Consider the following 22,586-nt stretch of genomic DNA (forward strand, 5'->3'; position numbering starts at 1 on the left):
AGGTTGCGACTGGGGTCGGCGGGCGCGGGCGCGGGCTGCGGTTTCCGCCCGCCACCGCCGGCCGGCGGCCGGCCGCACGCACGCCGTCGTCAATCCTGACAGGTTCGCGGCGCCGCCCCCACATCACCCCGCCTCCGACGCTCCGCCCGCGCCCTGCCACCCCTGCTTCCGAGCAGGGGTATCGACAAGATCACGCAAGGGGTTGGACCATCGTGGGAAGGGTAGGTGACTCCGGCACGGGGCCCCAGAAGCCGCAGCTACGCTCAGTACGCTCATTCGCGGTTGACCCGTCAGCACCCGGAGGTGGCCGAACGTGACCGTCCGCAGCTCCTTTGTCGTAGTGGCGAACCGGCTACCCGTCGACGAGGTGAGCACCCCCGAGGGACGGCAGTGGCGTCGCAGCCCCGGAGGGCTGGTGACCGCACTGCACCCCGTCCTCGCCGAGCACCAGGGCACCTGGGTCGGCTGGGCCGGCGGCACCGGCGCCGCCCCCGAGCCCTTCGACCTGGAGGGCATCCGGCTGCACCCGGTGCCGTTGAGCGCGGAGGAGCTGGAGCGCTACTACGAGGGCCAGTCCAACGCGACGATCTGGCCGCTCTACCACGACGCGGTGGAGACGCCGGCCTACAAGCGCCGCTGGCGCGAGGCGTACCGCCTGGTCAACGCCCGCTTCGCGGAGGCGGCGGCGGAGGTCGCGGCCGAGGGGGCCACGGTCTGGGTGCAGGACTACCAGCTCCAGCTCGTCCCGGCGATGCTCCGCGAGCTGCGGCCCGACCTGCGGATCGGCTTCTTCCTGCACATCCCGTTCCCGCCGATCGAGCTGTTCATGCAGATGCCGTTCCGCACCGAGATCCTGCGCGGCCTGCTCGGCGCCGACCTGGTCGGGTTCCAGCAGCGCCTCGCCGCGCAGAACTTCGTCCGCCTGGCCCGGCACCTGCTCGGGCTGCGCTACGAGGGGCAGATGATCCAGGTCGACGGCCGCCAGGTGAAGGCCGGCGCGTTCCCGATCTCCATCGACACGAAGGAGATGGAGCGGCTGGCCGCCGACCCGGGCATCCAGGCCCGGGCGAAGGAGATCCGCGAGGAGCTGGGCAACCCGAAGACGATCATCCTGGGCGTCGACCGGCTGGACTACACCAAGGGCATCGAGTTGCGGCTGAAGGCCTTCCGCGAGCTGCTGGCTGACGGAAAGTTGACAGTTCCCGACGCGGTCATGGTGCAGGTCGCCACGCCCAGCCGCGAGCGCGTGGAGCACTACCAGGCACTACGCGTGAAGGTGGAGCGCGAGGTCGGCCGGATCAACGGCGAGTTCGGCAGGGTCGGCGTGCCGGCGGTGCATTATCTGCATCAGTCGTACAGTCGCACTGAGCTCGCCGCGATGTACGCCGCCGCCGACGTGATGATGGTGACCCCGCTGCGAGACGGAATGAACCTGGTAGCCAAGGAGTACGTCGCATCGCGCGCCGACCAGGGCGGTGCACTCGTGCTCAGCGAGTTCGCCGGCGCCGCCACCGAGCTGCGTCAGGCGTTCCTGTGTAACCCGCACGACCCTGACGCGGTCAAGGATGCCCTGCTGAGGGCCGTGCACGTCGAGAAGCCGGAGGCACGCCGCAGAATGCGGACAATGCAACGCCATCTACGCACCCACGATGTGGGGCACTGGGCGAAGTCCTTCCTCACCGAGCTCGGTGTGCCTCAAGCGGAGGTCGCGTGAACGCCGCCAGCGAGATCATCACCCCGGCGGCCGGCACGATGGACCCGGAACTGCGCGCCGCCATCGGCCGCATCGCCCGGGTGCCCCAGCTTCTGATCGCCTGCGACTACGACGGCACCCTGGCGCCGATCGTGGAGGACCCGAGCAAGGCCGTGCCGCTGCCGGAGTCGGTGGCGGCCGTCCGGGCGCTGGCCGCCCTGCCCCAGACCACCGTGGCGGTGGTCTCCGGGCGGGCCCTGCGCGACCTGGCCGCCCTCTCCCGGCTGCCCAGCGAGGTCCACCTGGTCGGCAGCCACGGCTCCGAGTTCGACATCGGCTTCGTCGAGCGGCTCTCGCCCGAGCTGATCGCGGTCCGGACGCGGCTGCGCGACGCCCTGCGCGAGATCGCCGCGGCCCATCCGGGCATCCGGCTGGAGCGCAAGCCGGCCAGCGTCGCGGTGCACACCCGCGGGGTGGCCCCCGAGGTCGCGGCGGCCGCCATCGAGGCGGTCCGCAGCGGCCCCGCGACCTGGGACGACGTCACGGTCACCCAGGGCAAGGAGGTCATCGAGCTGTCGGTGGTCGCCACCCACAAGGGCACGGCCGTCGACCAGCTGCGCACCCAGCTCTCCGCCAGCGCGGTGCTCTTCATCGGCGACGACGTCACCGACGAGAACGCCTTCGGCAACCTGCATGGGCCGGACGTCGGCATCAAGATCGGCCCCGGTGACACCAGGGCCGGCTACCGGGTCGCCGAGCCGATCGAGGCCGCCCGCGCCCTCGGCCTGCTGCTGGAAACCCGCCGGCACTGGCTCTTCGGCGAGCGGGCGGTGCCCATCGAGCGGCACTCGATGCTGGCCAACGGGCGGACGGTGGCCCTGCTCACCCCCGAGGCGAAGGTCACCTGGCTCTGCCACCCCAAGCCGGACTCGGCGGCGATCTTCGCCGACCTGGTCGGCGGCAGCCCGGCCGGGCACTTCAGCGTCGCGCCGGAGCGCGGGGGCATCCCGCTCGGCCAGCGCTACCGCTCGGGCACGATGACCGTCGAGACCCGGTGGTCGGGGCTGACCGTCACCGACTGGCTGGACAAGCCGGCCAAGGAGACCACGCCCGACGGCCCGGCCGTCGTGACCGGCGACTCGACCCTGGTCCGGGTGCTGACCGGCTCGGGCCGGGCCCGGCTGGAGTTCGCGCCCCGGCCGGAGTTCGGCCAGGTCGCGGTGCAGTTGCAGCCGATCGGCGACGGCCTGCTGGTGCTCGGCTCCAACGAGCCGGTCGCGCTCTACTCCCCCGGGGTCGAGTGGCAGGTCTCCAACGACGGCGGCTACGAGACGGCCAAGGCGGTCGTCGACCTCTCCGCCGCCGGTGGGCAGGTCGTGCTGGAGCTGCGCTTCGGCACGCACAGCCTGGAGCACCACCGGCTGCCGGTCCACGAGCGGCAGGCCCTGGCCGAGCAGCCGTGGAAGGACTGGGTCGCCACCCTGCGGCTGCCGAGCACCGCCCGGGACCTGGTGGCCCGCAGCGCGCTGACCCTGCGCGGGCTCTGCCACGAGGCCACCGGCTCGATCCTGGCCGCCGCGACCACCTCGCTGCCGGAGGAGCTGGGCGGCGTCCGCAACTGGGACTACCGCTACTGCTGGCTGCGGGACGCGGCGATGACCGCGCGCTCCCTGGTCGACCTGGGCTCGATCGAGGAGGCCGAGGCGCTGCTGCGCTGGGTCGACGGGTGCATCGAGCGCACCGGCGGGCACCCGGAGCGGTTGCACCCGCTCTACACGGTGGACGGCTACGAGCTGGGCGCCGAGGCGGTCATCGACACCCTGCCCGGTTACGCCGGCTCCCGGCCGGTCCGGGTCGGCAACCTCGCCAACCACCAGCTCCAGCTCGACGTCTTCGGCCCGATCGCGGACCTGATCGCGGCCGTGGCCGACGCCCGTGGCTCCGTCCGCGAGGACGAGTGGCGGGTGCTCGACAACATGGTCGAGGCGGTCCGCCGCCGCTGGCACGAGCCCGACCACGGCATCTGGGAGGCCCGCCTCCCCCCGCGGCACCACATCTTCTCCAAGGTGATGTGCTGGATGACCGTCGACCGGGCGCTGCACGTGATGCGCCAGCACGGCGGCCAGGACCGGCCGGAGTGGGTGGAGCTGCGCGACCGCATCGGCGCCAACGTGCTGGAGTACGGCTGGCACGAGACCGTCGAGGCCTACAGCGTGGCGTACGGGGACGAGGACATGGACGCCTCGTCGCTGTGGATCGGGCTGTCCGGCCTGCTCCCCGGCGACGACCCGCGCTTCCTCTCCACCGTCCTGCGGATCGAGGCGGACCTGCGCAGCGGGCCGGTCGTCTACCGCTACCACTGGGACGACGGCCTGCCCGGGCGCGAGGGCGGCTTCCACATCTGCACGGCGTGGCTCATCGAGGCGTACCTGCGCACCGGGCGGCGCACCGACGCCGAGGAGCTGTTCTCGCAGATGGTGGACACCGCCGGCCCGACGGGCCTGCTGCCCGAGCAGTACGACCCGCTGGCCGAGCGCGGGCTGGGCAACCACCCGCAGGCCTACAGCCACCTCGGCCTGATCCGCTGCGCCCTGCTGCTGGACAACATGCTCAAGCAGTGACCTGACCAGCGACGACGGCGGCCGGAGAAATCCCTCTCCGGCCGCCGTCGTACTGTGCGGAAACGATCGTGGCGGGGCCGGAGGTCACCCGGTCGACGCGGACAGAGCCTCGACCACGTCCCCCAGCACCACCACCGCGGGCGGGCGCAGCCCCGCGGCGACCACGTCGGCGGCCACCGCGCCGAGCGTGGAGCGGAGCACCCGCTGCGCCCCGGTCGTCGCCTCCTGCACCACGGCGGCCGGCGTCTGCGCCGGCCGGCCGTGCGCGACCAGCGTCGCGGTGATCGCCGCGAGGTTCTTCAGCCCCATCAGGACGACCAGCGTGCCGCGCAGCCCGGCCAGCGCGTCCCAGCGGACCAGGGAGGCCGGCGAGTCGGGGGCGACGTGCCCGGAGACCACGGTGAACTCGTGGGCCACCCCCCGGTGGGTGACCGGGATGCCCGCCACGGCCGGGGCCGCGATCGAGCTGGTCACGCCGGGCACCACGGTCACCGGCACGCCGGCCGCCGCGCACGCCAGCAGCTCCTCGCCGCCGCGGCCGAAGACGTACGGGTCGCCGCCCTTGAGCCGGACCACGACCTTCCCGGCCAGGGCCCGGTCCACCAGGATCCGGTTGATCTCCTCCTGCGCGCGGGACGGCCCGTACGGGATCTTGGAGGCGTCCACGAGCTCGACGTCGGCGCGCAGCTCGTCGAGGAGCAGCCCCGGGACGAGCCGGTCGGCGACCACCACGTCCGCCTCGGTGAGCAGCCGCCAGCCCCGGACGGTGATCAGCTCCGGGTCCCCGGGGCCGGCACCGACCAGCGCGACCCGCCCGGCCCGGGCGCGGGGAGGGGTCCCCTCCTGCGCCGCGGGCGTCGACAGGGGGCCCGTCCGCACGTCCAGGAGGCCGCGGACGGCGTCGCGGACGGCCATCGCCCGGCGCGGGTCGCCCCCGCCGAGCACCGCCACGGTCACCGGCCCGTGCCGGGTCACCGCCGGGGTCCAGGCGGTGGCGGCGGCGCGGTCGTCGGCGCGTACGCAGAAGATGCGGCGCTCGGCGGCGGCGGCGCTGACCGACGCGGCGGCGAGCGGGTCGTCGACCGCGACCTGGACCAGCCACGCGCCGTCCAGGTCGTCGGGGGCGAACCGGCGCGGCGCCCAGTGCAGCCGTCCGGCGTCGGCGTGCGCGCGCAGCGCCGGGGTCAGCTCCGGCGCGACGAGGAAGACGTGCGCGCCGGCGTCGAGCAGGGCGGGCACCCGCCGGGTGGCCACCGCTCCCCCGCCGACCACGACCACCCGCCGGCCGGCGAGCCGCAGGCCGAGCGGGTACGGGTTGCCGCTCACGTCGTCGCCTCGCCGCGGGGCCCGATGCTCCGCCCGCTCACTTCTCGGCCACCCCCGCCGAGTCGAAGGTGGCGACCTCGTGCAGCACCCGGACCGCGCCGGTGACCACCGGCAGCGCGAGCAGCGCGCCGGTGCCCTCGCCCAGGCGCAGCCCGAGGTCGATCAGCGGCTCCAGGCCCAGCCGGCGCAGCGCGACCGTGGCCCCCGGCTCGGCGGAGCGGTGCCCGGCCACCATGGCGGCCACGGCGTGCGGGGCGAGGGCCGCCGCGGCGAGCGCCGCGGCCACCGCGATCACCCCGTCCAGCAACACCGGCGTCCGGCGGGCGGCGGCGCCCAGGATCAGCCCGGCCAGCGCGGCGTGCTCCAGTCCGCCGACGGCGGCCAGCACGCCCAGCGGGTCGGCCGGGTCGGGGGCGTGCCGGCGCAGCGCGGCCCGCACGACGTCGACCTTGCGGGCGTACGTCGGGTCGTCGACCCCGGTGCCCCGGCCGGTCGTCTCCGCCGGGTCGATGCCGGCGAACGCGGCGATCAGGGCGGCGGCCGGCGTGGTGTTGCCGATGCCCATGTCCCCGGTGAGCAGGATGCCCGCGCCGGCGTCGATCAGCTCGTCGGCCACCCGGATGCCGGTCTCGACGGCCGCGCGGGCCTCGTCGCGGGTCAGCGCGGCGGTCACCGCCAGGTCCCGGGTGCCGGGGCGGACGTTCGCCGCGACCAGCCGGGGCGCGCCGCGGGTCGGCGGGGCGCCGGCGCCCTCCTCGCCCGGCGCGGCGACCGGGAGCGGGGTGGCCACGCCGACGTCGACCACGGTGACCGAGGCGCCGGCCTGCCGGGCGAACGCGTTGACCACCGCGCCGCCGGCCAGGAAGTTGCCGATCATCTGCGCGGTGACCTCCTGCGGCCAGGGCGTCACCCCCTGGGCGTGCACGCCGTGGTCACCGGCGAAGATGGCGACGGCGGCCGGCTCGGGCAGCGGCGGCGGGCAGTGCCCGGCCAGGCCGGCGAGGCGTACGGAGAGCTCCTCCAGGGCGCCGAGCGAGCCGGCGGGCTTGGTGAGCCGCCCCTGCAACTCCCGGGCGGCGGCCATCGCCGGCTCGTCCGGCGGCCGGATCGCCGCGATCGTGGTCTCCAGCATCATGCCTCCAGGATCTCCGCCAGTACCTCGGTGAACGCGTCGGTGGTGGCCGGGTCGCGTACGGCGATCCGCAGCCAGTCCGGGCCGAGGCCGGGAAACGTGTCGCCCCGGCGCACCGCCCAGCCGCGCCGCCGCAGGGCGAGCCGCACGTCGGCGGCACCGGGGACGTGCACCAGCACGAACGCGCTGGCGGGGCGGCCGGCGACGCGTACGCCGGGCAGGGCCGACAGGCGGGCGACCAGGTGGTCGCGGTCGGCCGCGAGCCGGGCGGCGATGGCGCGCTCGGCCTCGACCGCGACGGGCGTGGCGCAGGCCGACGCGGCGGCCAGGGCCGGGGTGGAGACGGCCCAGAGCGGCTGGGCGGCGGCCAGCCGCTCCAGCAGCGGGGCCTCGCCGAGCAGGTAGCCGATCCGCAGGCCCGCCAGGCCCCAGGTCTTGGTGAGGCTGCGGACCACCAGCAGGCCCGGCAGGTCCCGCCGGGCGGCCAGCGACTCCGGCTCGCCGGCCACGCCGGGGGCTGCGGTGGTGTCGGCGAACGCCTCGTCGACCACCAGCACCCGACCGGGCCGGGCGAGGGTGGCCAGGTCGCCGGCGGGGTGCAGCACCGAGGTCGGGTTGGTCGGGTTGCCGATCATCACGAGGTCGGCGTCGGCGGGCACCCTGGTTGGGTCGAGCCGGAAGTCGTCGTCCGCGTCGAGCAGCACCCGCTCCACCTGGTGCCCGGCGGCGCGCAACGCCGCCTCGGGCTCGGTGAACTGCGGGTGCACCACCACCGGCCGGCGCACGCCGCGCAGCGCCCGGGCGAGCAGCACGAAGCCCTCGGCCGCGCCGGCGGTCAGCAGCACCTCGGCCGGCGGGCGGGCGTGCCGGGCCGCGACGGCGGCCCGCGCCGGCCCCGGGTCGGGGTACGCGGCGAGGTCGCCGAGCGCGGCGGTGATCGGGTCGGCCAGCCAGTCGGGCATGGCGTCGCGCCGCACGTTGACGGCGAGGTCGACCAGCCCCGGCCCCACCTCGACGTCGCCGTGGTGGGTGAGGTCGGGTTCGTATCCGGCGGGCCCCGGTTCGGGGCGGGTCTCGGTCGGCTGACCACGCATGTCCGCGATCCTGCCGGGAAGGTGGCGCGCGGGACAGCGCATCCCGGCGTGGGCCGCGTCACCACACGGGCGTTCATGAATATTTCTCAAGTGCGAATCGGAAATGTCATAACTTGAGCTGGTGAGCAATCGACCCCTTGCTGCCGCTGGTCGTCTCGTTCCCCTCCTCCGCGCCGGGCTGATCGCCGGCATCGTCGTCGCCGCTGTGGCGTACCCGGTGGCCGCCGCCACCGGCCTCGGCGCCAAGGTCACGGCGCACGCCATGGAACACAAGACCAAGATCCTCACCACCGCGCTGCCGGCCGAGACGTCGTACGTCTACGCGCCGGACGGCAGGACGGTGCTGACGATGTTCTACGAGGAGTACCGGCAGTACACGAAGCTGGCCGAGATCTCGCCCCACATGCAGCAGGCGATCGTCGCCGCCGAGGACAACCGCTTCTACCAGCACCGGGGCGTCGACCCGAAGGGCGTCGCCCGCGCCTTCGTGGCGAACGCCCGCTCCAGCGGCGTCTCCCAGGGCGCCTCCACCCTCACCATGCAGTACGTGCGGATGGCGCTGCGCGACAGCGCGAAGACGCCGAAGGAGGTGCAGGAGGCCACCCAGCAGACCAGCCTGCGCAAGGTCCGCGAGATGCGGATGGCGATGGACCTGGAGAAGGAGCTGAGCAAGGAGCAGATCCTGGAGCGCTACCTCAACTCGGCGTACTTCGGGCACCGCGCGTACGGCATCTACGCGGCCAGCGAGATCTTCTTCTCCAAGGCCCCCAAGGACCTCAGCCCCGTCGAGGCGGCAACCCTCGCCGGCCTGGTCAAGTCCCCGTCCGAGTACGACCCGGCCAGCTCCGACCAGAAGGACGCCACCGGCCGGCGCAACTACGTGCTCGACCGGATGGCCCAGCTCGGCTACCTCTCGCCGGACGCCGCCGCGCAGGCGAAGACCGAGCCGATCCGGCTGAAGCTGACCTACCCGCCGAACGACTGTGCCGCCGTGCCCGAGAAGTGGAACAGCTGGGGCTTCGCCTGCGACTACCTGAAGAACTGGTGGAGCGCGCAGCCCGCGTTCGGCGAGAACCGGCTGGAGCGGATGGACAAGCTGCGCCGGGGCGGCTACCGGATCGTGCTCAGCATGGACCCGAAGATCCAGGAGGCGGCCGAGAAGAACGTCGGCGCCAAGGAGAACACCGGCAGCCCGTTCGCCAACGGCATCGTGGTCTCCGAGCCCGGCACCGGGCGGGTCAAGGCGATGGCGGTGAACCGGACGTACTCGCTGGACCTGAGCCAGAACGGACAGAGCTCCAACCCCGAGGCCGGGCCGAAGGTCAAGGCGAACTACCCGAACACCGTGGCGCCCCTGCTGGGCGGCGGCGACCTGCCGGGCTACCAGGCCGGCTCGACGTTCAAGATGTTCCCGATGCTGGCCGCGCTGAACGCGGGCATGCCGCTGTCCACCTCGTTCAACGCCCCGCACCGGTACCGCTCCGAGGTCTACGACGGCTGGGCGCCGTCCAACGCCAGCGGCGCGATGAGCGGCAACCAGACCATGTGGTCCGGCTTCGGCAAGTCGGTCAACACGTACTTCGTCTGGCTGGAGGAGCAGGTCGGCGCGGACAAGGCGGTCCACCTCGCCGAGCAGCTCGGGCTGCGCTGGCGCACGGACGTCGACAAGGAACAGGCGTCCCCGGCCAAGGTCAAGAAGTGGGGCGCGTTCACCCTCGGCGTCTCCGACGCCACGCCGCTGGAGATGGCCAACGCGTACGCCGCGATCGCCGCGGACGGCCGCTACTGCGAGGCGATCCCGGTGCAGGCGATCTACAACCGCGACGGCACGCCGACCACCTGGAAGACGGCCTCCGGGATCGAACGCGAGGTCGCCAAGCCCCGCTGCCGGCAGGTGGTGAACGCCGACGCCGCCCGCGCCGCCACCGACGCCGCCCGCTGCCCGACCGGCGACACCCCGGCGCGCGGGAGCTGCGGCGGCTGGTCGACCGCGGACAGCGTGCGGGGCACCGTGGGCCGCCCGGTGGCGGGCAAGACGGGCACCACCGACAGCACCCGGTCGGCCTGGTTCGTCGGCTACACCCCGGAGCTGGCGGCGGCGAGCTTCATCTCCGACCCGGACAACCCGTTCAACGCGGTCGGCGACGGCCAGTCGCAGATCCCGATCAAGGCGGTGGCGCAGACCCTCCGCGACGGCCTCAAGGGCCAGCCCACCCGCCAGTTCACCCCGCCCTCGGACCGCATGGTCGGCTGACCGGCTGCGCGCACGGGCCGGGCGGGTCGGCGCGGGCCGGGCGGCTCAGCGCAGGTCGGCGGAGACGAGGGACCAGACCTCCAGGTCGACCCGGCCGCCGCGGACGAAGCCGGCGTTGCGGAGCAGGCCCTCGTAGCTGAACCCGGCCTTCTCCGCGACCCGGCGGGAGGCCAGGTTGCCGGGGGCGACCCGCAGCTCGACGCGCTGGAAGCCGTGTTCGAGGATCAGCGCGATGGCGAGCGCGTCGACCGCCTCGGCCGCCAGGCCGAAGCCCCGCGCGTGCGCCGCCATCGCGTAGGAGACCTCGGTGCACCGGGCGCCCCAGTCGGTGCGCCGGGTCCACAGGCAGCCCACCACCCGGTCGTCCTCCCGGCGTACCACCGCGTAGTGGTCGCCGTCGCCGCTGTCGCGCCGCTGCCGCGCCAGGTCGGTGCACCAGGCCAGCCCGTCGATCCGGCCGGAGGTGTCGGCCAGCGGCAGCCACCGCTGGGTCTGCCGGTCGGCGAAGACCTCGTCGGCCGCCGCCGCGTCGGCCCCGGTCAGCGCGCGTACCTCGGTGCGGGGCGTGGAGACCGTCAGCGCCGGGAAGCGGCGGACCGCCACCTGGCCGATCACGCGGGCACCCCGTGGGGCCGGGCGGTCGCGGGGTCGGCCGCCGCCCGCGCCGCCGCGTCGACCAGCCGGGCCGCCAGCTGCGGATACGCCGCCCAGTGCAGGGTGAGCTGCGAGGCGTGCACGCCCCGCCAGACGAAGCCCTCGGGCGCCCCGCCGTCCCAACTCCACGCCGGCCGCGCCCCGGCGCGCGGGGTGAGGACGCTGCCGTGCTCCTTGTGCCCCGCCACCACCGTGCCCGCCGGCCCCACGAGGCTGTCGGTCAGCGCGGTCGCCTCCCGGTAGCCCACCACCAGGCCGTCGCGGCGGGTCCCCACCGCGTCGAGCACGCCGCACATGGGCAGCCCGTCCAGTTCCCGGGCCAGCCAGAGCAGCCCGGCCCCCTCGGCGACGACGGGCCGCCCGGTGCGGGCCAGCTCGGCGACCGCGATGCAGAGCCGGCGGTTGGCGGAGAGCTGCCCGGCGTACGACTCGGGCAGCCCGCCGCCGACGACCAGCGCGCCGGTGCCGGCGGGCAGCGCCTCGTCGTGCAGCGGGTCGACCGTCACCACCTCGGCGCCGGCCGCCCGGAGCAGCTCGGCGGTCTCGGCGTGGCTGTAGCTGCCGCCCGGCGCCCCGGCGACCGCGACGACCGGGCGCGACCCGGCGGTCTCCCGCCCCGCCTCCGGCGTCCAGGGCGGCGCGGGCAGCGGCGGGGCGGAGCGGGCCAGGCCCAGCAGCCGGTCCAGCTCGACGGCGGCGGCGACCGCCTCGCCGAGCCGGCGGACCGCGCGGATGGCCTCCTCGGTGCGGGCGAGCGCGGGCACCGCCCCGTACCGGCGGGCGGGCAGCACGGACGGCAGGTCCTGGCGGCGCAGCGCGCCGTAGACCGGCACCCCGATGTCGTCGAGCGCCTCGCGCAGCAGCTCCTCGTGCCGGGCGGACGCCACCCGGTTGAGGATCACCCCGCCGAGCCAGAGCTGCTCGTCGTACGACCGGAAGCCGTGCACCAGGGCGGCCACCGACTGCCCCGTCGCGGCGACGTCGACCACCAGCACGACCGGGCTGCGCAGCGCGGTGGCCACGGCGGCCGTCGACTCGCTCTCCGGGCGGCCGGCGAGGCTGTCGTACAGCCCCATGCTGCCCTGCACCACCGCGAGCCCGGCGCCGGCCGCGCCGTGGCCGACGAGCGGGGCGACCCGGTCGGCGCCGACCAGCCGGGGATCGAGGGTCCGACCGGGGCGGCCGGCGGCCAGCCCCAGGTACGCGGCGTCGACGTGGTCGGGGCCGACCTTGAATCCGGCGACGTCCAGGCCCCGGTCGGCGAACGCGGCGAGCAGCCCGATCGCCAGCGCGTTCTTGCCGTGGCCGGAGGACGGCGCGCTGAGCACCAGGCGCGGCACGACGGTCATCATCGACTCCCTGCGGGGCGGCGGGGGACCTGCGGCGGACCGACCGCGCGGTCCGTCCGCGTGACGATAGCCCAACCGACCGGCGGGTGACCGCCGCCGAACGGCCCCTGTCGGCGGTGTCGGCGCTGGGGCCGGTGCGGGCCCGGCGACGGTGTCGGAGTGCCGCCGAGCCGGTCCGGCGACGGTGTGGGCGCGCGGCCGGGCGGGCCCGGCGGCGGCCCGCCCGGGTTCGGAAGGGGGCTGTCGGAGCGAGTGCCTCCGGTCACAGGGGTAGCCTCGTGGGCGTGTACCGGTTCCTGCTGACGCCGCGCTGGCTGGGCATTCTCGCGCTGACCCTGGTCGCCGCGGCGGTGATGGTGCTGCTCGGCAACTGGCAGCTGGACCGCTACCACGGCCGCACGGAGATCAACGAACGGATCGACGCCGGCCTGCGGATGGACCCGGTGCCGCTGCGTGACGTGCTGCCCGCCCCGACCGGCGGCAGCGGCACGGCCGGCCCCGCCCCCGCCGCGGAGCGGGCCTGGACCAAGGTCACCGTGACCGGCCGCTACGACCCCGCGAACGTGGTCCTGGTCCGGGGGCGCTCGGTGGACCGCACGGTCGGCTTCGAGGTGGTCACCCCGCTCGTGCTGAGCGACGGCACGGCCGTGCTGGTGGACCGGGGCTGGATCCCGCCGGCCCGGGGCGGCGACGCGACCGTACAGCCGGACGTGCCGGCCCTCCCGACCGGCGAGGTCACCGTGACGGGGCGGGTGCACCTGAGCGAGAGCGGCTCGGTCGCCGTGACCCGGCGTGACGGCAAGCTGGAGACCCGGCGGATCGGCGTGCCCCGGCTGGCCCGGGAGCTGCCCTACCCGGTGCACGGGGCGTACCTGCTGCTGGACGAGCAGGCCCCGGTCGAGGACCCGGCCTTCAAGGACGTGCCGGTCGGATACACCAACAACTGGCAGAACTTCGGCTACGTCGTGCAGTGGTGGATCTTCGCCGTCATGACCCTGTTCGGCTACGGCTGGGTGGCCCGCCGGGAGGCCCGCCGGCTGGCGGGCGTGGGGCCGCGGGGGCCCGTCGACCGGGCCGCCGAGCCCGCGGCGCAGGGCGCAGCCTGACCGTCCCCGCCGGCCGGGCCCGCCCGCCCGCTCAGCCGGTGACGCGACCGGCGTGGATGGCGCGTACGGCGTCGATGGTGTCGGCCTCCGCCGCCGTCTTGTCCTCGCGGTAGCGCACCACCCGGGCGAAGCGCAGCGCCATCCCGCCCGGGTAGCGAGAGCTGGTCTGCACCCCGTCGAAGGCGATCTCGACCACCTGCTCGGGGCGGACCCGCACCACCCAGTCGCCGCGCTCGACGGCGAGGCCGAGGAAGCGCTCGGTCTGCCAGCGCAGCAGCTCGTCGGTGAGGCCCTTGAACGTCTTGCCGAGCATGACGAAGTCGCCGGTGCGCGGGTCGCGGGCCCCGAGGTGCAGGTTGGACAGCCAGCCCTGACGCCGGCCGCTGCCCCACTCCACCGCCAGCACCACCAGGTCGAGGGTGTGCCGGGGCTTCACCTTCACCCAGGCGGCGCCCCGCCGGCCGGCGTCGTAGGGGGCGTCGGGCGCCTTCACCACGACCCCCTCCTGGCCGGCGTCGATGGCGGCGGCGAACGCCTCGCCGGCCCGCTCGGGGCCGTCCACCTCCATCCGGCCGACCAGCAGCGATGCGTCGACCGCGGCGTCGAGCGCGGCCCAGCGCTCCCGGCCGGGCCGGTCGACCAGGTCGTCGCCGTCGAGGTGGAGCAGGTCGAAGAAGTACGGCGTCAGCACCGTCTCGCCGGTGCTCGCGGCGGCGGCGAGCACGGCCGGCGCGACCGGGGCGCGGCCGGCGCTGCTGGGCGTGGTGCGCCGCGCCGCCCGGCTCGACGTCTGCTGGAAGGGCAGCGGCCGGCCCGTCTCGTCGAGCCCGATCGCCTCCCCGTCGAGCACCAGCTCGCGGGCGGGCAGCGCCCGCACGGCGGCGACCACCTCCGGCACCCGGGCGGTGATGTCGTCCAGGCTGCGGGTGAACACGGCGATGTCGTCGCCGGAGCGGTGCACCTGGATCCGGATGCCGTCGAGCTTCACGTCGACCACGGCGGGAACGCCCGTGGCCGCGAGCGCCTCGTCGACCGAGGGCGCGCTCTGGGCCAGCATCGGCGCGAGCGGGCGGCCGACCTGGAGGCCGAAGGCGGCCAGCGCCGGCGCGCCCCCGTCGAGCGCGGCGACCGCGACCGCGCGCAGGTCGCCGGCGAGCAGCAGCGCCCGGCGTACGGCGGCGACCGGCACGTCGGCGGCCCGGGCCACCGCGTCGGCGAGCAGCCCCGCCTGCGCGCCCTGGCGCAGCTCGCCGCTGAACAGGCCGGTCAGCAGCCGCTGCTCCTCGGCGGTCGCGGCGGCGTAGAGCGCGCCCAGCAGCGCCCGGCGGCGGGCCTGGGAACCCGGCCCGTGCACGGCCGCGATCTCGTCGATGGCCGCGTCGACGGCCGCCACGGTGAGGGTCGGCTCGGCGGCCGGCGGCGGCAGGTCACGCAGGCTCGCCCAGCCCACCCCGGTCTGCCGCTGGCGCAACTCGCCGGCCAGCCAGCCGGCGCCCGCCGGGACCTCGGGCGGGTCGAGCGCCCGCAACGCGGCGGCGAGCAGCTCCACCTTGGCCCGTCGGGCCCGGGTGGCGCCGACGGCGGCGGAGGTGGCTGCCAGGTCGAGGAACCGCACGGGCTCCATCCTGCCAGCCACCCCCGACACGACCCGGGCATTGCCGCGCCCGACCGCCGGCGGACACCCGCCCCTCAGGGACGGGTGCCGCCCTCGCGGTGGCGCTCCTGACCCGGATGCCGAGCGGGTCAGGCCGAGACGGGTTCCTCGATGCGCAGGCCGCGGGCGCGGATCTCCTCGGCGACCCGGGAGAGCCCTCGGTCGAGCGCGACCAGCGCGGCGGACAGGTCGCCGAGCTGTTCCTTGAGCGTGTCCTCGGACCACGCGGAGACGTCGACGTCCCCCAGTGCGCTGACGGCGGCCTCGAGCCGGCCCATCACCTCGTTCGTACGCATGTTCGAGAGGCTATAACAACCACGCGGCCGACACACCGCAAACGCCCACATCGACCGCGAAGTTACGGTTCCGACACCTAACGCCCGTCGACGCCCGCCTCGGCGACGTTCTTCAGCAGCAGCGCCTCGGCGAGACAGACCCGGGCGAACTCCCCGATGTGCAGGCTCTCGTTCGGGCCGTGCGCCCGGGCGTGCGGGTCCTCCACGCCGGTCACCAGGATCGCCGCGCGCGGGAACATCTCCTGGAAGGTGGCGATGAACGGGATCGAGCCGCCGATGCCGAGGTCCACCGGGTCGGTGCCGTCCCAGGCGGTCCGGAACGCCGAGCGGGCCGCGTCGAACATCGGGCCGGACGCGTCGATGACGCACGGGTCGCCGTCGTGCTCGAAGGTGACGCTCACCCGCGCGCCCCACGGCGCGTGCTTCTCCAGATGGGCGCGCAGGGCCGCGTACGCCCGCTTCGGGTCGTCGCCCGGCGCCAGCCGTACGCTCAGCTTGGCCTTCGCGGCGGGAACCAGGGCGTTCGGCGCCTCGGCGGTGGCCGGGGCGTCGATGCCGAGCACCGCGAGGGCGGGCTTGGTCCAGAGCCGGTCGGTGATCCGCCCGGTGCCGATGAGGCTCACGCCCTCGGTCAGCCCGGCCTCGGCGCGGAACCGGTCCTCGGGGTAGTCGACGCTCGCGCCCTCCCGGGCGACCAGCCCGTCGACGGCCACGTCGCCGGCGTCGGTGTGCAGGGTGGCCAGCAGCCGCACCAGGGCGGTCAGGGCGTCCGGCACCGCGCCGCCGAACATGCCGCTGTGCACGGCGTGGTCGAGGGTGCGCACCTCCACGAAGCAGTTGACGATGCCGCGCAGGGAGGTGGTCAGCGCCGGTACGCCGATGTCCCAGTTGGCGGAGTCGGCGATCACGATGACGTCCGAGGCGATCTCGTCGCGGTGCTCGGCGAGCAGCCGCTCCAGCGAGTCGGAGCCGTACTCCTCCTCGCCCTCGATGAAGAGCACCACGCCGACCGGCAGCGCGTCACCGTACGCGCGCAGCGCCGCCACGTGCGCCATGATGCCGGCCTTGTCGTCGGCGGCGCCCCGGCCGTAGAGCCGGCCGTCCCGCTCCACCGGCTCGAACGGGTCCGACTCCCACAGCGTCAGGTCGCCGACCGGCTGCACGTCGTGGTGGGCGTAGAGCAGCACCGTCGGCGCGCCGGGCGGGGCCGCCTTCTTCCCGATGACCGCCGGCTGGCCACCGGAGCGCACGATCTCGACGTCGAGGCCGCAGCCGCGCAGCAGCTCGGCCACCGCCTCGGCGGAACGCTCCACGTGCGAGTGGTCGAAGCCCTCGAACGCGATGCCGGGGATGCGGACGAGGCGTTCCAGGTCGGCGCGGACACCGGGCAGCTCCCGCTCGACGGCGGCCCGGACCTCGGACTCGGACATGATCGGTGTGGTCATGACCGGCATCGTATGCCGGCCTTACCGACCGCACCGCCCGAGCCCGGCGCGACGGGCGGGTCCGACCCGACCGGCGACCCAGCGGCGGGCTCAGCGGCGGCGCACGCGGCGACCGACCGACCACGTCACGCCGCCCGGGGGCCTCAACGACGGGACATGCGGCAGCGGTCCGCGACGCCGCGCGCCCCGACGGCCTCAGCGGCGGCGCACGTAGTAGCGGTCGGCGTCGTGTGGCAGGCCCGGGGCGCCGTCGACCACCAGGTCCGCCCGTGCCTCCGTGCCGTCGGCGGCGAAGTGCGCCCGCTCGCCGAGATGCCAGCGGCGCAGCTCCGGCAGGATCCCCGGGCCGTCGCGCTCCAGCGCCCGGGCCAGCCGCAGCGGCGCCGGGGCGGTGACGAAGACGGCCAGGGTCAGGTCCGCAGCCGCGGCGGCCCGCGCCGCACTCACCCCCTCGACGAGCAGCACCGGCACGACCGGGACCGGCACCGGGCGCGGCAGGAAGGCCCGGCGCACCCAGCTGTACCGGCGGTACGCCCCCGGCCGACCGGCGCGCAGCGGCCCGAGCACCGACTCCTCCAGCCGGGGCCAGAAGGTGAACTGGTCGTCCCAGCCGTCGAGCAGGTCGTCGGTGTGCACCACCGCCGGCGGGCCGCCGCCGGGCAGGGCGGCGAGGGCGTCCGCGAGCCGCGCCGCGAACACGCTCTTGCCCGCGCCGCTCGGCCCGTCCACCGCCACCAGCCGGGTCCGTCCCAACCGCGCCGGCCCGGCGAGCACCCGCTGGGCCAGCCGGTCGTACGCCTCGACCACCGCCACTGCCACGCGGCCGACGGTAACCAGGCCGGATCCCCGGCCGCCGGGCGGGCCGGATCGGCGGAGGCCCGGGGGTCGGCGGAAAGCCCGGCGTCGACGGCAAGCCCGGCGTCCTCGGCCCGCACGGGCACTCCGATCGGGGGTCGCCCGAACGAGCGGTCGTCGGGCGGGCCGGGGCGTTCGTCGGGCGGTACCCGGGACGGGGCGGGATGATCTGCTGGTGTCCCACAGCGTGATGAGTCCGGGCGTTGACGCCCTCCTGGAACAGGCCCGCGCCGGGGTACGCCGGCTGACCCCGCACCAGACCGTCGAGGCGGTCCGTACCGGGGCGTTGCTGGTCGACACCCGCACCGACGTGCAGCGGCGGGAGCAGGGCGACCTCCCCGGCGCCATCGTGATCGACCGGACGGTGCTGGAGTGGCGACTCGACCCGGCCAGCGCGTGGCGGATCCCCGAGGCCACGGGGTACGACCAGCGGATCGTGGTCGTGTGCCGCCAGGGCTACAGCTCCAGCCTCGCGGTCGCGAGTCTGCGGGCGCTCGGGCTGCACCACGCGACCGACATGATCGGTGGCGTGCAGGCGTGGCGCGAGGCGGGGCTGCCCATGTCCGACCGCCCCGCCGACATCCGCCACTGACCCCCGCCCGGTCCCCGCCCCGGTCCCCAGCCCCGGTCCCCAGCCCCAGTCCCCGGCCCCAGTCCCCGCCCCGGTCCCCGGCCCCAGTCCCCGCCAGGGTCGCGCCCTGCCGAGCCCCGTGCAGATCGCCGCCGCACCGACCCCAGACACGTGCCTCAAAACCGCCGAACATCGGTGACCAAGAGGTTTGCGTCATGATTCGCGGCCCCGCCGGACGCAAACTTCTTGATCAACCTCGCGAGCGCGGCGCGGGGCGGCGCGGGTGCGCGGCGGTGCGGAGCGAGTGCAGGGCGCCGGGGCGCCGCGGGCGCGAAGGTGCCGGCGGTGCGGGGTGCGAGGGCACGAAGGTGCCGGCGGTGCGGGGTGCGAGGGCACAAAGGTGCCGGCGGTGCGGGGTGCGACGGCGGTGCTGGTGCGAGGGTGCAGGTGCGCCAGGGCAGCCGGTGCGGCGGCGCGGGTGGGTGGGTTTCAGGGGCGGGGTGGGGCGCCGGGTGGGATGAAGGGGAGGCCGGCGGGCGGGCCGGACTCGACGAGGCGCCAGAGGGCGTCGGTGTCGAGGTGCTCCTCGACCAGGTCGCCGAGCAGGTCGAGGGAGCGCTCGCGGGCGGCGGCGAAGACCGTGTCGGGGGCCACCGTGAAGCCGGTCCGGCCGGCGAGCCGGGCCACCTCGGTCAGGAACCGGCGGCGGAACCCGTCGGACTCGAAGGCGCCGTGCCAGTGGGTGCCGTGCACGGCACCGTCCACCGCGCCCTCGCCGCTGCCGTCCGCGCAGGTCAGCAGCGGGGTCAGCGCCGGGTCGGCGTGTGAGACGTACCCGTGGTGGATCTCGTAGCCGCGAACCGGGACGTCGCCGCCGGCGGTGCCGGCCGACTGGCGGACGGTCTTGCGCGGGTCGAAGGTGACCTCGATCGGCAGCAGGCCCAGCCCCGACACGCTCCCCTGCCGGCTCTCCACCGGGTCGTGGATCGCCCGGGCCAGCATCTGGAAGCCGCCGCAGATGCCGAGCAGCGGCTTGCCCGCCGCCGCGTGGGCCAGGACGGCGTCGGCCAGGCCGGTCTGCCGCAGCCAGGCCAGGTCGGCCACGGTCGACTTCGAGCCGGGCAGTACGACCAGGTCGGCGGCGGCCAGCTCGGCCGGCTCGACGGTGAGCCGGACCCGTACGCCCGGCTCGGTGGCGAGCGCCTCGACGTCGGTGGCGTTGCTGATCCGGGGCAGCCGGACCACGGCCACGTCCAGCCAGTCGGTGCCGCGCGGGGCGGCCGGTCGACCGAGCACCCGGCCGTAGGCGAGCGAGTCCTCGGCGTCGAGCCAGAGGTCGAGCGCCCAGGGCAGCACCCCGTACGTCGGCCGGCCCGTGACCTGGCGCAGCATGTCCAGCCCCGGCCGGAGGAGCCCGAGGTCGCCCCGGAACTTGTTGATCACGAAGCCGGCGATCAGCGCCTGGTCGGCCGGGTCCAGCAGGGCGACGGTGCCGAACATCGAGGCGAAGACCCCGCCCCGGTCGATGTCGCCGACCACGATCGTGGGCAGGCCGGCGTGCCGGGCCAGGCCCATGTTCACGTAGTCGCCGGCGCGCAGGTTGATCTCCGCCGGGCTGCCGGCGCCCTCACAGATCACGACGTCGTACGCGGCCCGCAACTCGGCCAGCGCCGCGTACGCCGTCTCGGCGAGCCGGGGACGCAGCTCGCGGAAGTTGCCCGCGGTGACCGTGTCGACCGCCTCCCCGAGCAGCACCACCTGGCTGGCCAGGTCGCTGCCTGGCTTGAGCAGCACCGGGTTGAACCGCAGGTCGGGGGCGAGCCCGCAGGCGGCGGCCTGCATCGCCTGCGCCCGCCCGATCTCGCCGCCCCGGCCGTCCGGGCCGACGACGACAGCGGAGTTGTTGGACATGTTCTGCGCCTTGAACGGCGCCACCTTCACGCCCCGGCGGTGCAGCCAGCGGCAGATGCCGGCGGTGAGCACGCTCTTGCCGGCGTCGGAGGTGGTGCCGGCGACCAGCAGGCCGCCGTTCACCGTTGACTCCCCCGCCCCGCTGACGCCACGACGCTCCCGACGACGGGCCGGCCGATGCCGACCCGCCCGAGGACGCCCCGCCCGAGGAGGCGCTGTGGGAGGACGCGCTGTCGGAGGACGCGCTGCCCGACGACACCGCGGTGCACGGCCCGGCGGCCGACGGCGCCCACCAGCCAGCCGAGGGTCAGCGGGTACGCGGCGGCCAGCCCGAGCGCCGCCAGCCCGACCGCGCCCGAGATCCGGGCGGCCCGCTTCAGGTGTCGCGCCTCGGGCCGGGGGCCGTCGCCGAGGAACGGACGTACCTCGGAGCGCCCGAAGTAGACGTTGCGCCCGCCCAGCCGTACGCCGAGGGCACCGGCCATCGCCGCCTCGCACTGCCCGGCGTTGGGGCTGGGGTGGTCGTTGCGGTCCCGGCGCCACACGTGCCACGCCCGCTCCCGGTCGCCGTGCGCGGTCGGCGCGACCGCGACGGTGAGCAGGCCCGTCAGTCGCGCGGGCGCCAGGTTGAGCAGGTCGTCGAGGCGCGCGGCGGGGGTGCCGAACCGGGCGTAGCGCGGCGAGCGGTGGCCCACCATCGCGTCGAGGGTGTTCGCCGCGCGGTACCCGAGCAGGCCGGGCAGCCCCGCGACGGCGCCCCACAGCAGCGGGGCGACGACCGCGTCCGAGGTGTTCTCGGCGACCGACTCCACGGTGGCGCGGGCCAGCTCGGGCTCGTCGAGCGCGGACGGGTCGCGGCCGCAGAGGTGGCCGAGCCGCTGCCGGGCCGCCGGGAGGTCGCCGGCGCGCAGCGCACGCCCCATCACGGTGGCCTCGTGCCGCAGCGTGCGCCCGCCCAGCACCGTCCAGGTGCCGGCGGCGACCAGAGCCGCCCGGGCCACCGGCCGGCGTCGGGTGGCAACCGTGGCGGCCACCCCGAGCAGCACCGGCGCGCCGACCGCCAGCGCGGTGAACGCCGCGCCGGCGAGCCGCTCCGGGCGGTACAGCCGCCGCTCCAGTGCCCCGGCGGCGCGGCCGAAGCCGGCCACGGGGTGGTACCGGCGGGGGTCCCCGAGGAGCGCGTCGAGGGCGTACCCCGCGACCAGTCCCGCCGCAGTCGCCACCGGCGTTGCCTGTCGCACCCGCCACCACCTCCGGCCGGCCAGCCTAGCCGAGCGCCCACCCGTCCCCGACCGAGAACCCGACCACCCGCGCCCCGCCGTCGCCGTCCCCGACTACCCCGAGCCGGGCCCGCCCCGGTCGTCGCGTCCGGCCGGCCAGGCGGGGCGAACGGATCGACGACCACACGAACGGGGCGGACGGAACCGGCACGCAGCCCCACGAGGCCCGTGATCATTTGACGTCGGCCCGGGCGAAACGACGGCGCGCGCCCGGCTGATCCGCAAACGATCACCGCACGACCGAAGCCACGATCGGGCAGTGTCCAGGGGTGAGCGTCGGGGGCCCGTACCGGTGGGCGACCTGACCGCCGCGCCCCGAAACGCCGCCCGCCAACGCACCGCCCACCGGAGCGCCACGGGCGACACGCGGGGTGACACCGGCGCTGCCGGCGCCACCCCGCCCCCGTCCTGTCGCCCGGACGCGGCCACTCACCCGGGCTGCGACACCCCGGCCCCGCCCCCGGCGTGTCACCCGGGCGCGGCTGGTCACGCGGGCTGCGGCACCCTCCCCCGCCCCCGGCGGCCACGGCCGGTCGGGGAGACGCCCGCCCCGACCTCCTCGGACGACGGGCTCGGCTCCCTCGCCGCCACGTCACGCCGGTCACCCCGAGCACCCGCCGCGTCCTGCGACGGACCGGCCTCCGGCGACGGACCGTCGGTCACCGGCGTCGGACCATCGATCTCCGGCTCGCGGCCGTCCCCCGTCCCTCCCCTCTCCCCTGGCCCTCGGCCGTCCTCCAGCTCCGGGCCGTCGGGCTCCTCGCCCTGGGGGTCGTCCGCCGGGTCGTCGAAGGGGTCGAGCGAGCCGTCGACGGCGGCGTCGGCCGGCAGGGCGCGGCCGGCGGGGTACGCGCCGAAGTCGGGCTCGAAGTCGTCGTCGAGCGGGCGGCGGTCCGGCAGGACGGGGGCCTCCCCGTCCGGCACCGGCTCGGTCGCCTCGCCGTGCACCCGGTGCTCGGCCTCGGTGTCCTCGATCGTGCTTGTCGTCATCGTCGGCCGGTTGCGCCGGAACCGGCTGCGGCCCCGGGACAGGTCGTGGCCGACGGCGACCGCCTCCAGCTCGTAGAGCGAGCGGTGGTTGCCCGCGTCGTCCGTCCAGTCGCGGGTGTAGAGCCGGCCGCAGACCACCACCGGGTCGCCGACCATCACCGAGGCGGCCACCCCCTCGGCGAGCTTGCGCCAGCAGTTGACCCGGACACGCAGGCTGTTGCCGTCGACCCAGCGCCCGCTGTCGCGGTCGAGCCGGCGGGCGGTCGAGGCGACCTTGAAGTTGGCCACCAGGGTGTTGCTCTGGGTGGTGCGACGCCACTCCGGCGCGGTCAGCACGTTGCCCACGATCCTGACA

The 22,586-nt window shown here is 75.8% G+C and carries 16 protein-coding genes and 1 pseudogene; 5 read left to right on the top strand and 12 right to left on the bottom strand.

Translation table 11 applies throughout. The features are described 5' to 3' along the window. Positions 1-313 precede the first annotated feature (313 nt). On the top strand, positions 314-1,714 hold the full coding sequence (locus AB0G08_RS12800) for a trehalose-6-phosphate synthase (protein WP_334607924.1): 1,401 nt from the start codon (positions 314-316) through the stop codon (positions 1,712-1,714). Next, entirely contained in the window at positions 1,711-4,314 is a 2,604-nt protein-coding gene (otsB, locus tag AB0G08_RS12805) for a trehalose-phosphatase (protein WP_358086723.1), read from the top strand. The genes AB0G08_RS12800 and otsB overlap by 4 nt, the downstream gene beginning before the upstream one ends. 84 nt (positions 4,315-4,398) lie before the next feature. On the opposite strand, the gene cobA is transcribed toward otsB, so the two are convergent. The 3 genes from cobA to cobC are packed head-to-tail and all read right to left on the bottom strand — an operon-like array spanning position 4,399 to position 7,866. Beyond that, positions 4,399-5,640, bottom strand: coding sequence for a uroporphyrinogen-III C-methyltransferase (gene cobA, locus AB0G08_RS12810; protein ID WP_358086725.1), 1,242 nt, complete (start codon positions 5,638-5,640; stop codon positions 4,399-4,401). A 37-nt stretch (positions 5,641-5,677) separates the two neighbouring features. After that, positions 5,678-6,772: a nicotinate-nucleotide--dimethylbenzimidazole phosphoribosyltransferase gene (cobT, locus tag AB0G08_RS12815; protein WP_358086968.1), complete on the bottom strand. Its 1,095-nt coding sequence runs from the start codon at positions 6,770-6,772 to the stop codon at positions 5,678-5,680. Continuing rightward, positions 6,772-7,866, bottom strand: coding sequence for an Rv2231c family pyridoxal phosphate-dependent protein CobC (gene cobC, locus AB0G08_RS12820; RefSeq protein ID WP_358086726.1), 1,095 nt, complete (start codon positions 7,864-7,866; stop codon positions 6,772-6,774). The genes cobT and cobC overlap by 1 nt, the downstream gene beginning before the upstream one ends. 121 nt (positions 7,867-7,987) lie before the next feature. Here cobC and AB0G08_RS12825 point away from each other — a divergent pair, with 121 nt between their 5' ends. Beyond that, a complete protein-coding gene (locus AB0G08_RS12825) occupies positions 7,988-10,120 on the top strand; it encodes a transglycosylase domain-containing protein (RefSeq protein ID WP_358086728.1) in 2,133 nt (710 codons plus the stop codon). 45 nt (positions 10,121-10,165) lie between these two features. On the opposite strand, the gene AB0G08_RS12830 is transcribed toward AB0G08_RS12825, so the two are convergent. Together AB0G08_RS12830 and AB0G08_RS12835 are read right to left on the bottom strand one after the other, a co-directional pair. Beyond that, positions 10,166-10,735: a GNAT family protein gene (locus AB0G08_RS12830; RefSeq protein ID WP_357867275.1), complete on the bottom strand. Its 570-nt coding sequence runs from the start codon at positions 10,733-10,735 to the stop codon at positions 10,166-10,168. Further along, complete coding sequence (locus AB0G08_RS12835) at positions 10,732-12,123, bottom strand: cobyrinate a,c-diamide synthase (protein ID WP_358086730.1); 1,392 nt, start codon at positions 12,121-12,123, stop codon at positions 10,732-10,734. The genes AB0G08_RS12830 and AB0G08_RS12835 overlap by 4 nt, the downstream gene beginning before the upstream one ends. Positions 12,124-12,401: 278 nt before the next feature. Between AB0G08_RS12835 and AB0G08_RS12840 the strand changes: the two genes are divergently transcribed. Next, positions 12,402-13,229, top strand: a complete 828-nt coding sequence (locus AB0G08_RS12840) for an SURF1 family protein (protein WP_358086732.1) — start codon at positions 12,402-12,404, stop codon at positions 13,227-13,229. A gap of 31 nt (positions 13,230-13,260) precedes the next feature. Here the strand turns inward: AB0G08_RS12840 and AB0G08_RS12845 are convergent, their stop codons facing one another. The 4 genes and pseudogenes from AB0G08_RS12845 to AB0G08_RS12860 all read right to left on the bottom strand — a co-directional run bounded on the left by AB0G08_RS12845 (position 13,261) and on the right by AB0G08_RS12860 (position 17,735). After that, positions 13,261-14,853 carry an ATP-dependent DNA ligase gene (locus AB0G08_RS12845; protein ID WP_358086734.1) on the bottom strand — a complete coding sequence of 531 codons (1,593 nt, stop codon included), beginning with the start codon at positions 14,851-14,853 and terminating at the stop codon, positions 13,261-13,263. Positions 14,854-14,972: 119 nt separating this feature from the next. After that, on the bottom strand, positions 14,973-15,179 hold the full coding sequence (locus AB0G08_RS12850; protein WP_334607940.1) for a hypothetical protein: 207 nt from the start codon (positions 15,177-15,179) through the stop codon (positions 14,973-14,975). Positions 15,180-15,256: 77 nt separating this feature from the next. Next, positions 15,257-16,609 (bottom strand): dipeptidase, encoded by a 1,353-nt coding sequence (locus AB0G08_RS12855; RefSeq protein WP_358086970.1) that lies wholly within the window; start codon positions 16,607-16,609, stop codon positions 15,257-15,259. Between the two features lie 210 nt (positions 16,610-16,819). Then, positions 16,820-17,735 (bottom strand): annotated as a pseudogene (locus tag AB0G08_RS12860) (hypothetical protein). Here AB0G08_RS12860 and AB0G08_RS12865 point away from each other — a divergent pair. Then, positions 17,670-18,071 carry a rhodanese-like domain-containing protein gene (locus tag AB0G08_RS12865; RefSeq protein ID WP_357867486.1) on the top strand — a complete coding sequence of 134 codons (402 nt, stop codon included), beginning with the start codon at positions 17,670-17,672 and terminating at the stop codon, positions 18,069-18,071. The pseudogene AB0G08_RS12860 and the gene AB0G08_RS12865 overlap by 66 nt on opposite strands. 468 nt (positions 18,072-18,539) lie before the next feature. Here the strand turns inward: AB0G08_RS12865 and AB0G08_RS12870 are convergent, their stop codons facing one another. The 3 genes from AB0G08_RS12870 to AB0G08_RS12880 form a co-directional block, all read right to left on the bottom strand. Further along, complete coding sequence (locus AB0G08_RS12870; protein ID WP_358086736.1) at positions 18,540-20,084, bottom strand: cobyric acid synthase; 1,545 nt, start codon at positions 20,082-20,084, stop codon at positions 18,540-18,542. After that, positions 20,081-21,202, bottom strand: coding sequence for a cobalamin biosynthesis protein (locus AB0G08_RS12875; protein ID WP_358086738.1), 1,122 nt, complete (start codon positions 21,200-21,202; stop codon positions 20,081-20,083). Before AB0G08_RS12875 ends, AB0G08_RS12870 begins: the two co-directional genes overlap by 4 nt. A 525-nt stretch (positions 21,203-21,727) precedes the next feature. After that, entirely contained in the window at positions 21,728-22,579 is an 852-nt protein-coding gene (locus AB0G08_RS12880) for a single-stranded DNA-binding protein (protein WP_358086972.1), read from the bottom strand. Positions 22,580-22,586 lie beyond the last annotated feature (7 nt).

Origin of the sequence: Micromonospora sp. NPDC023644 (assembly GCF_040640115.1) — a bacterium.
In the GTDB taxonomy this organism is placed as follows: Bacteria; Actinomycetota; Actinomycetes; order Mycobacteriales; family Micromonosporaceae; genus Micromonospora.

Bases quoted from the DNA above. Each gene is read 5' to 3' on its own strand.
- cobT (WP_358086968.1), bottom strand. From the start codon at position 6,772: ATGCTGGAGACCACGATCGCGGCGATCCGGCCGCCGGACGAGCCGGCG.
- AB0G08_RS12845 (WP_358086734.1), bottom strand. From the start codon at position 14,853: ATGGAGCCCGTGCGGTTCCTCGACCTGGCAGCCACCTCCGCCGCCGTC.
- AB0G08_RS12835 (WP_358086730.1), bottom strand. From the start codon at position 12,123: ATGACCGTCGTGCCGCGCCTGGTGCTCAGCGCGCCGTCCTCCGGCCAC.
- cobC (WP_358086726.1), bottom strand. From the start codon at position 7,866: ATGCGTGGTCAGCCGACCGAGACCCGCCCCGAACCGGGGCCCGCCGGA.
- AB0G08_RS12850 (WP_334607940.1), bottom strand. From the start codon at position 15,179: ATGCGTACGAACGAGGTGATGGGCCGGCTCGAGGCCGCCGTCAGCGCA.
- AB0G08_RS12855 (WP_358086970.1), bottom strand. From the start codon at position 16,609: ATGTCCGAGTCCGAGGTCCGGGCCGCCGTCGAGCGGGAGCTGCCCGGT.
- AB0G08_RS12865 (WP_357867486.1), top strand. From the start codon at position 17,670: ATGAGTCCGGGCGTTGACGCCCTCCTGGAACAGGCCCGCGCCGGGGTA.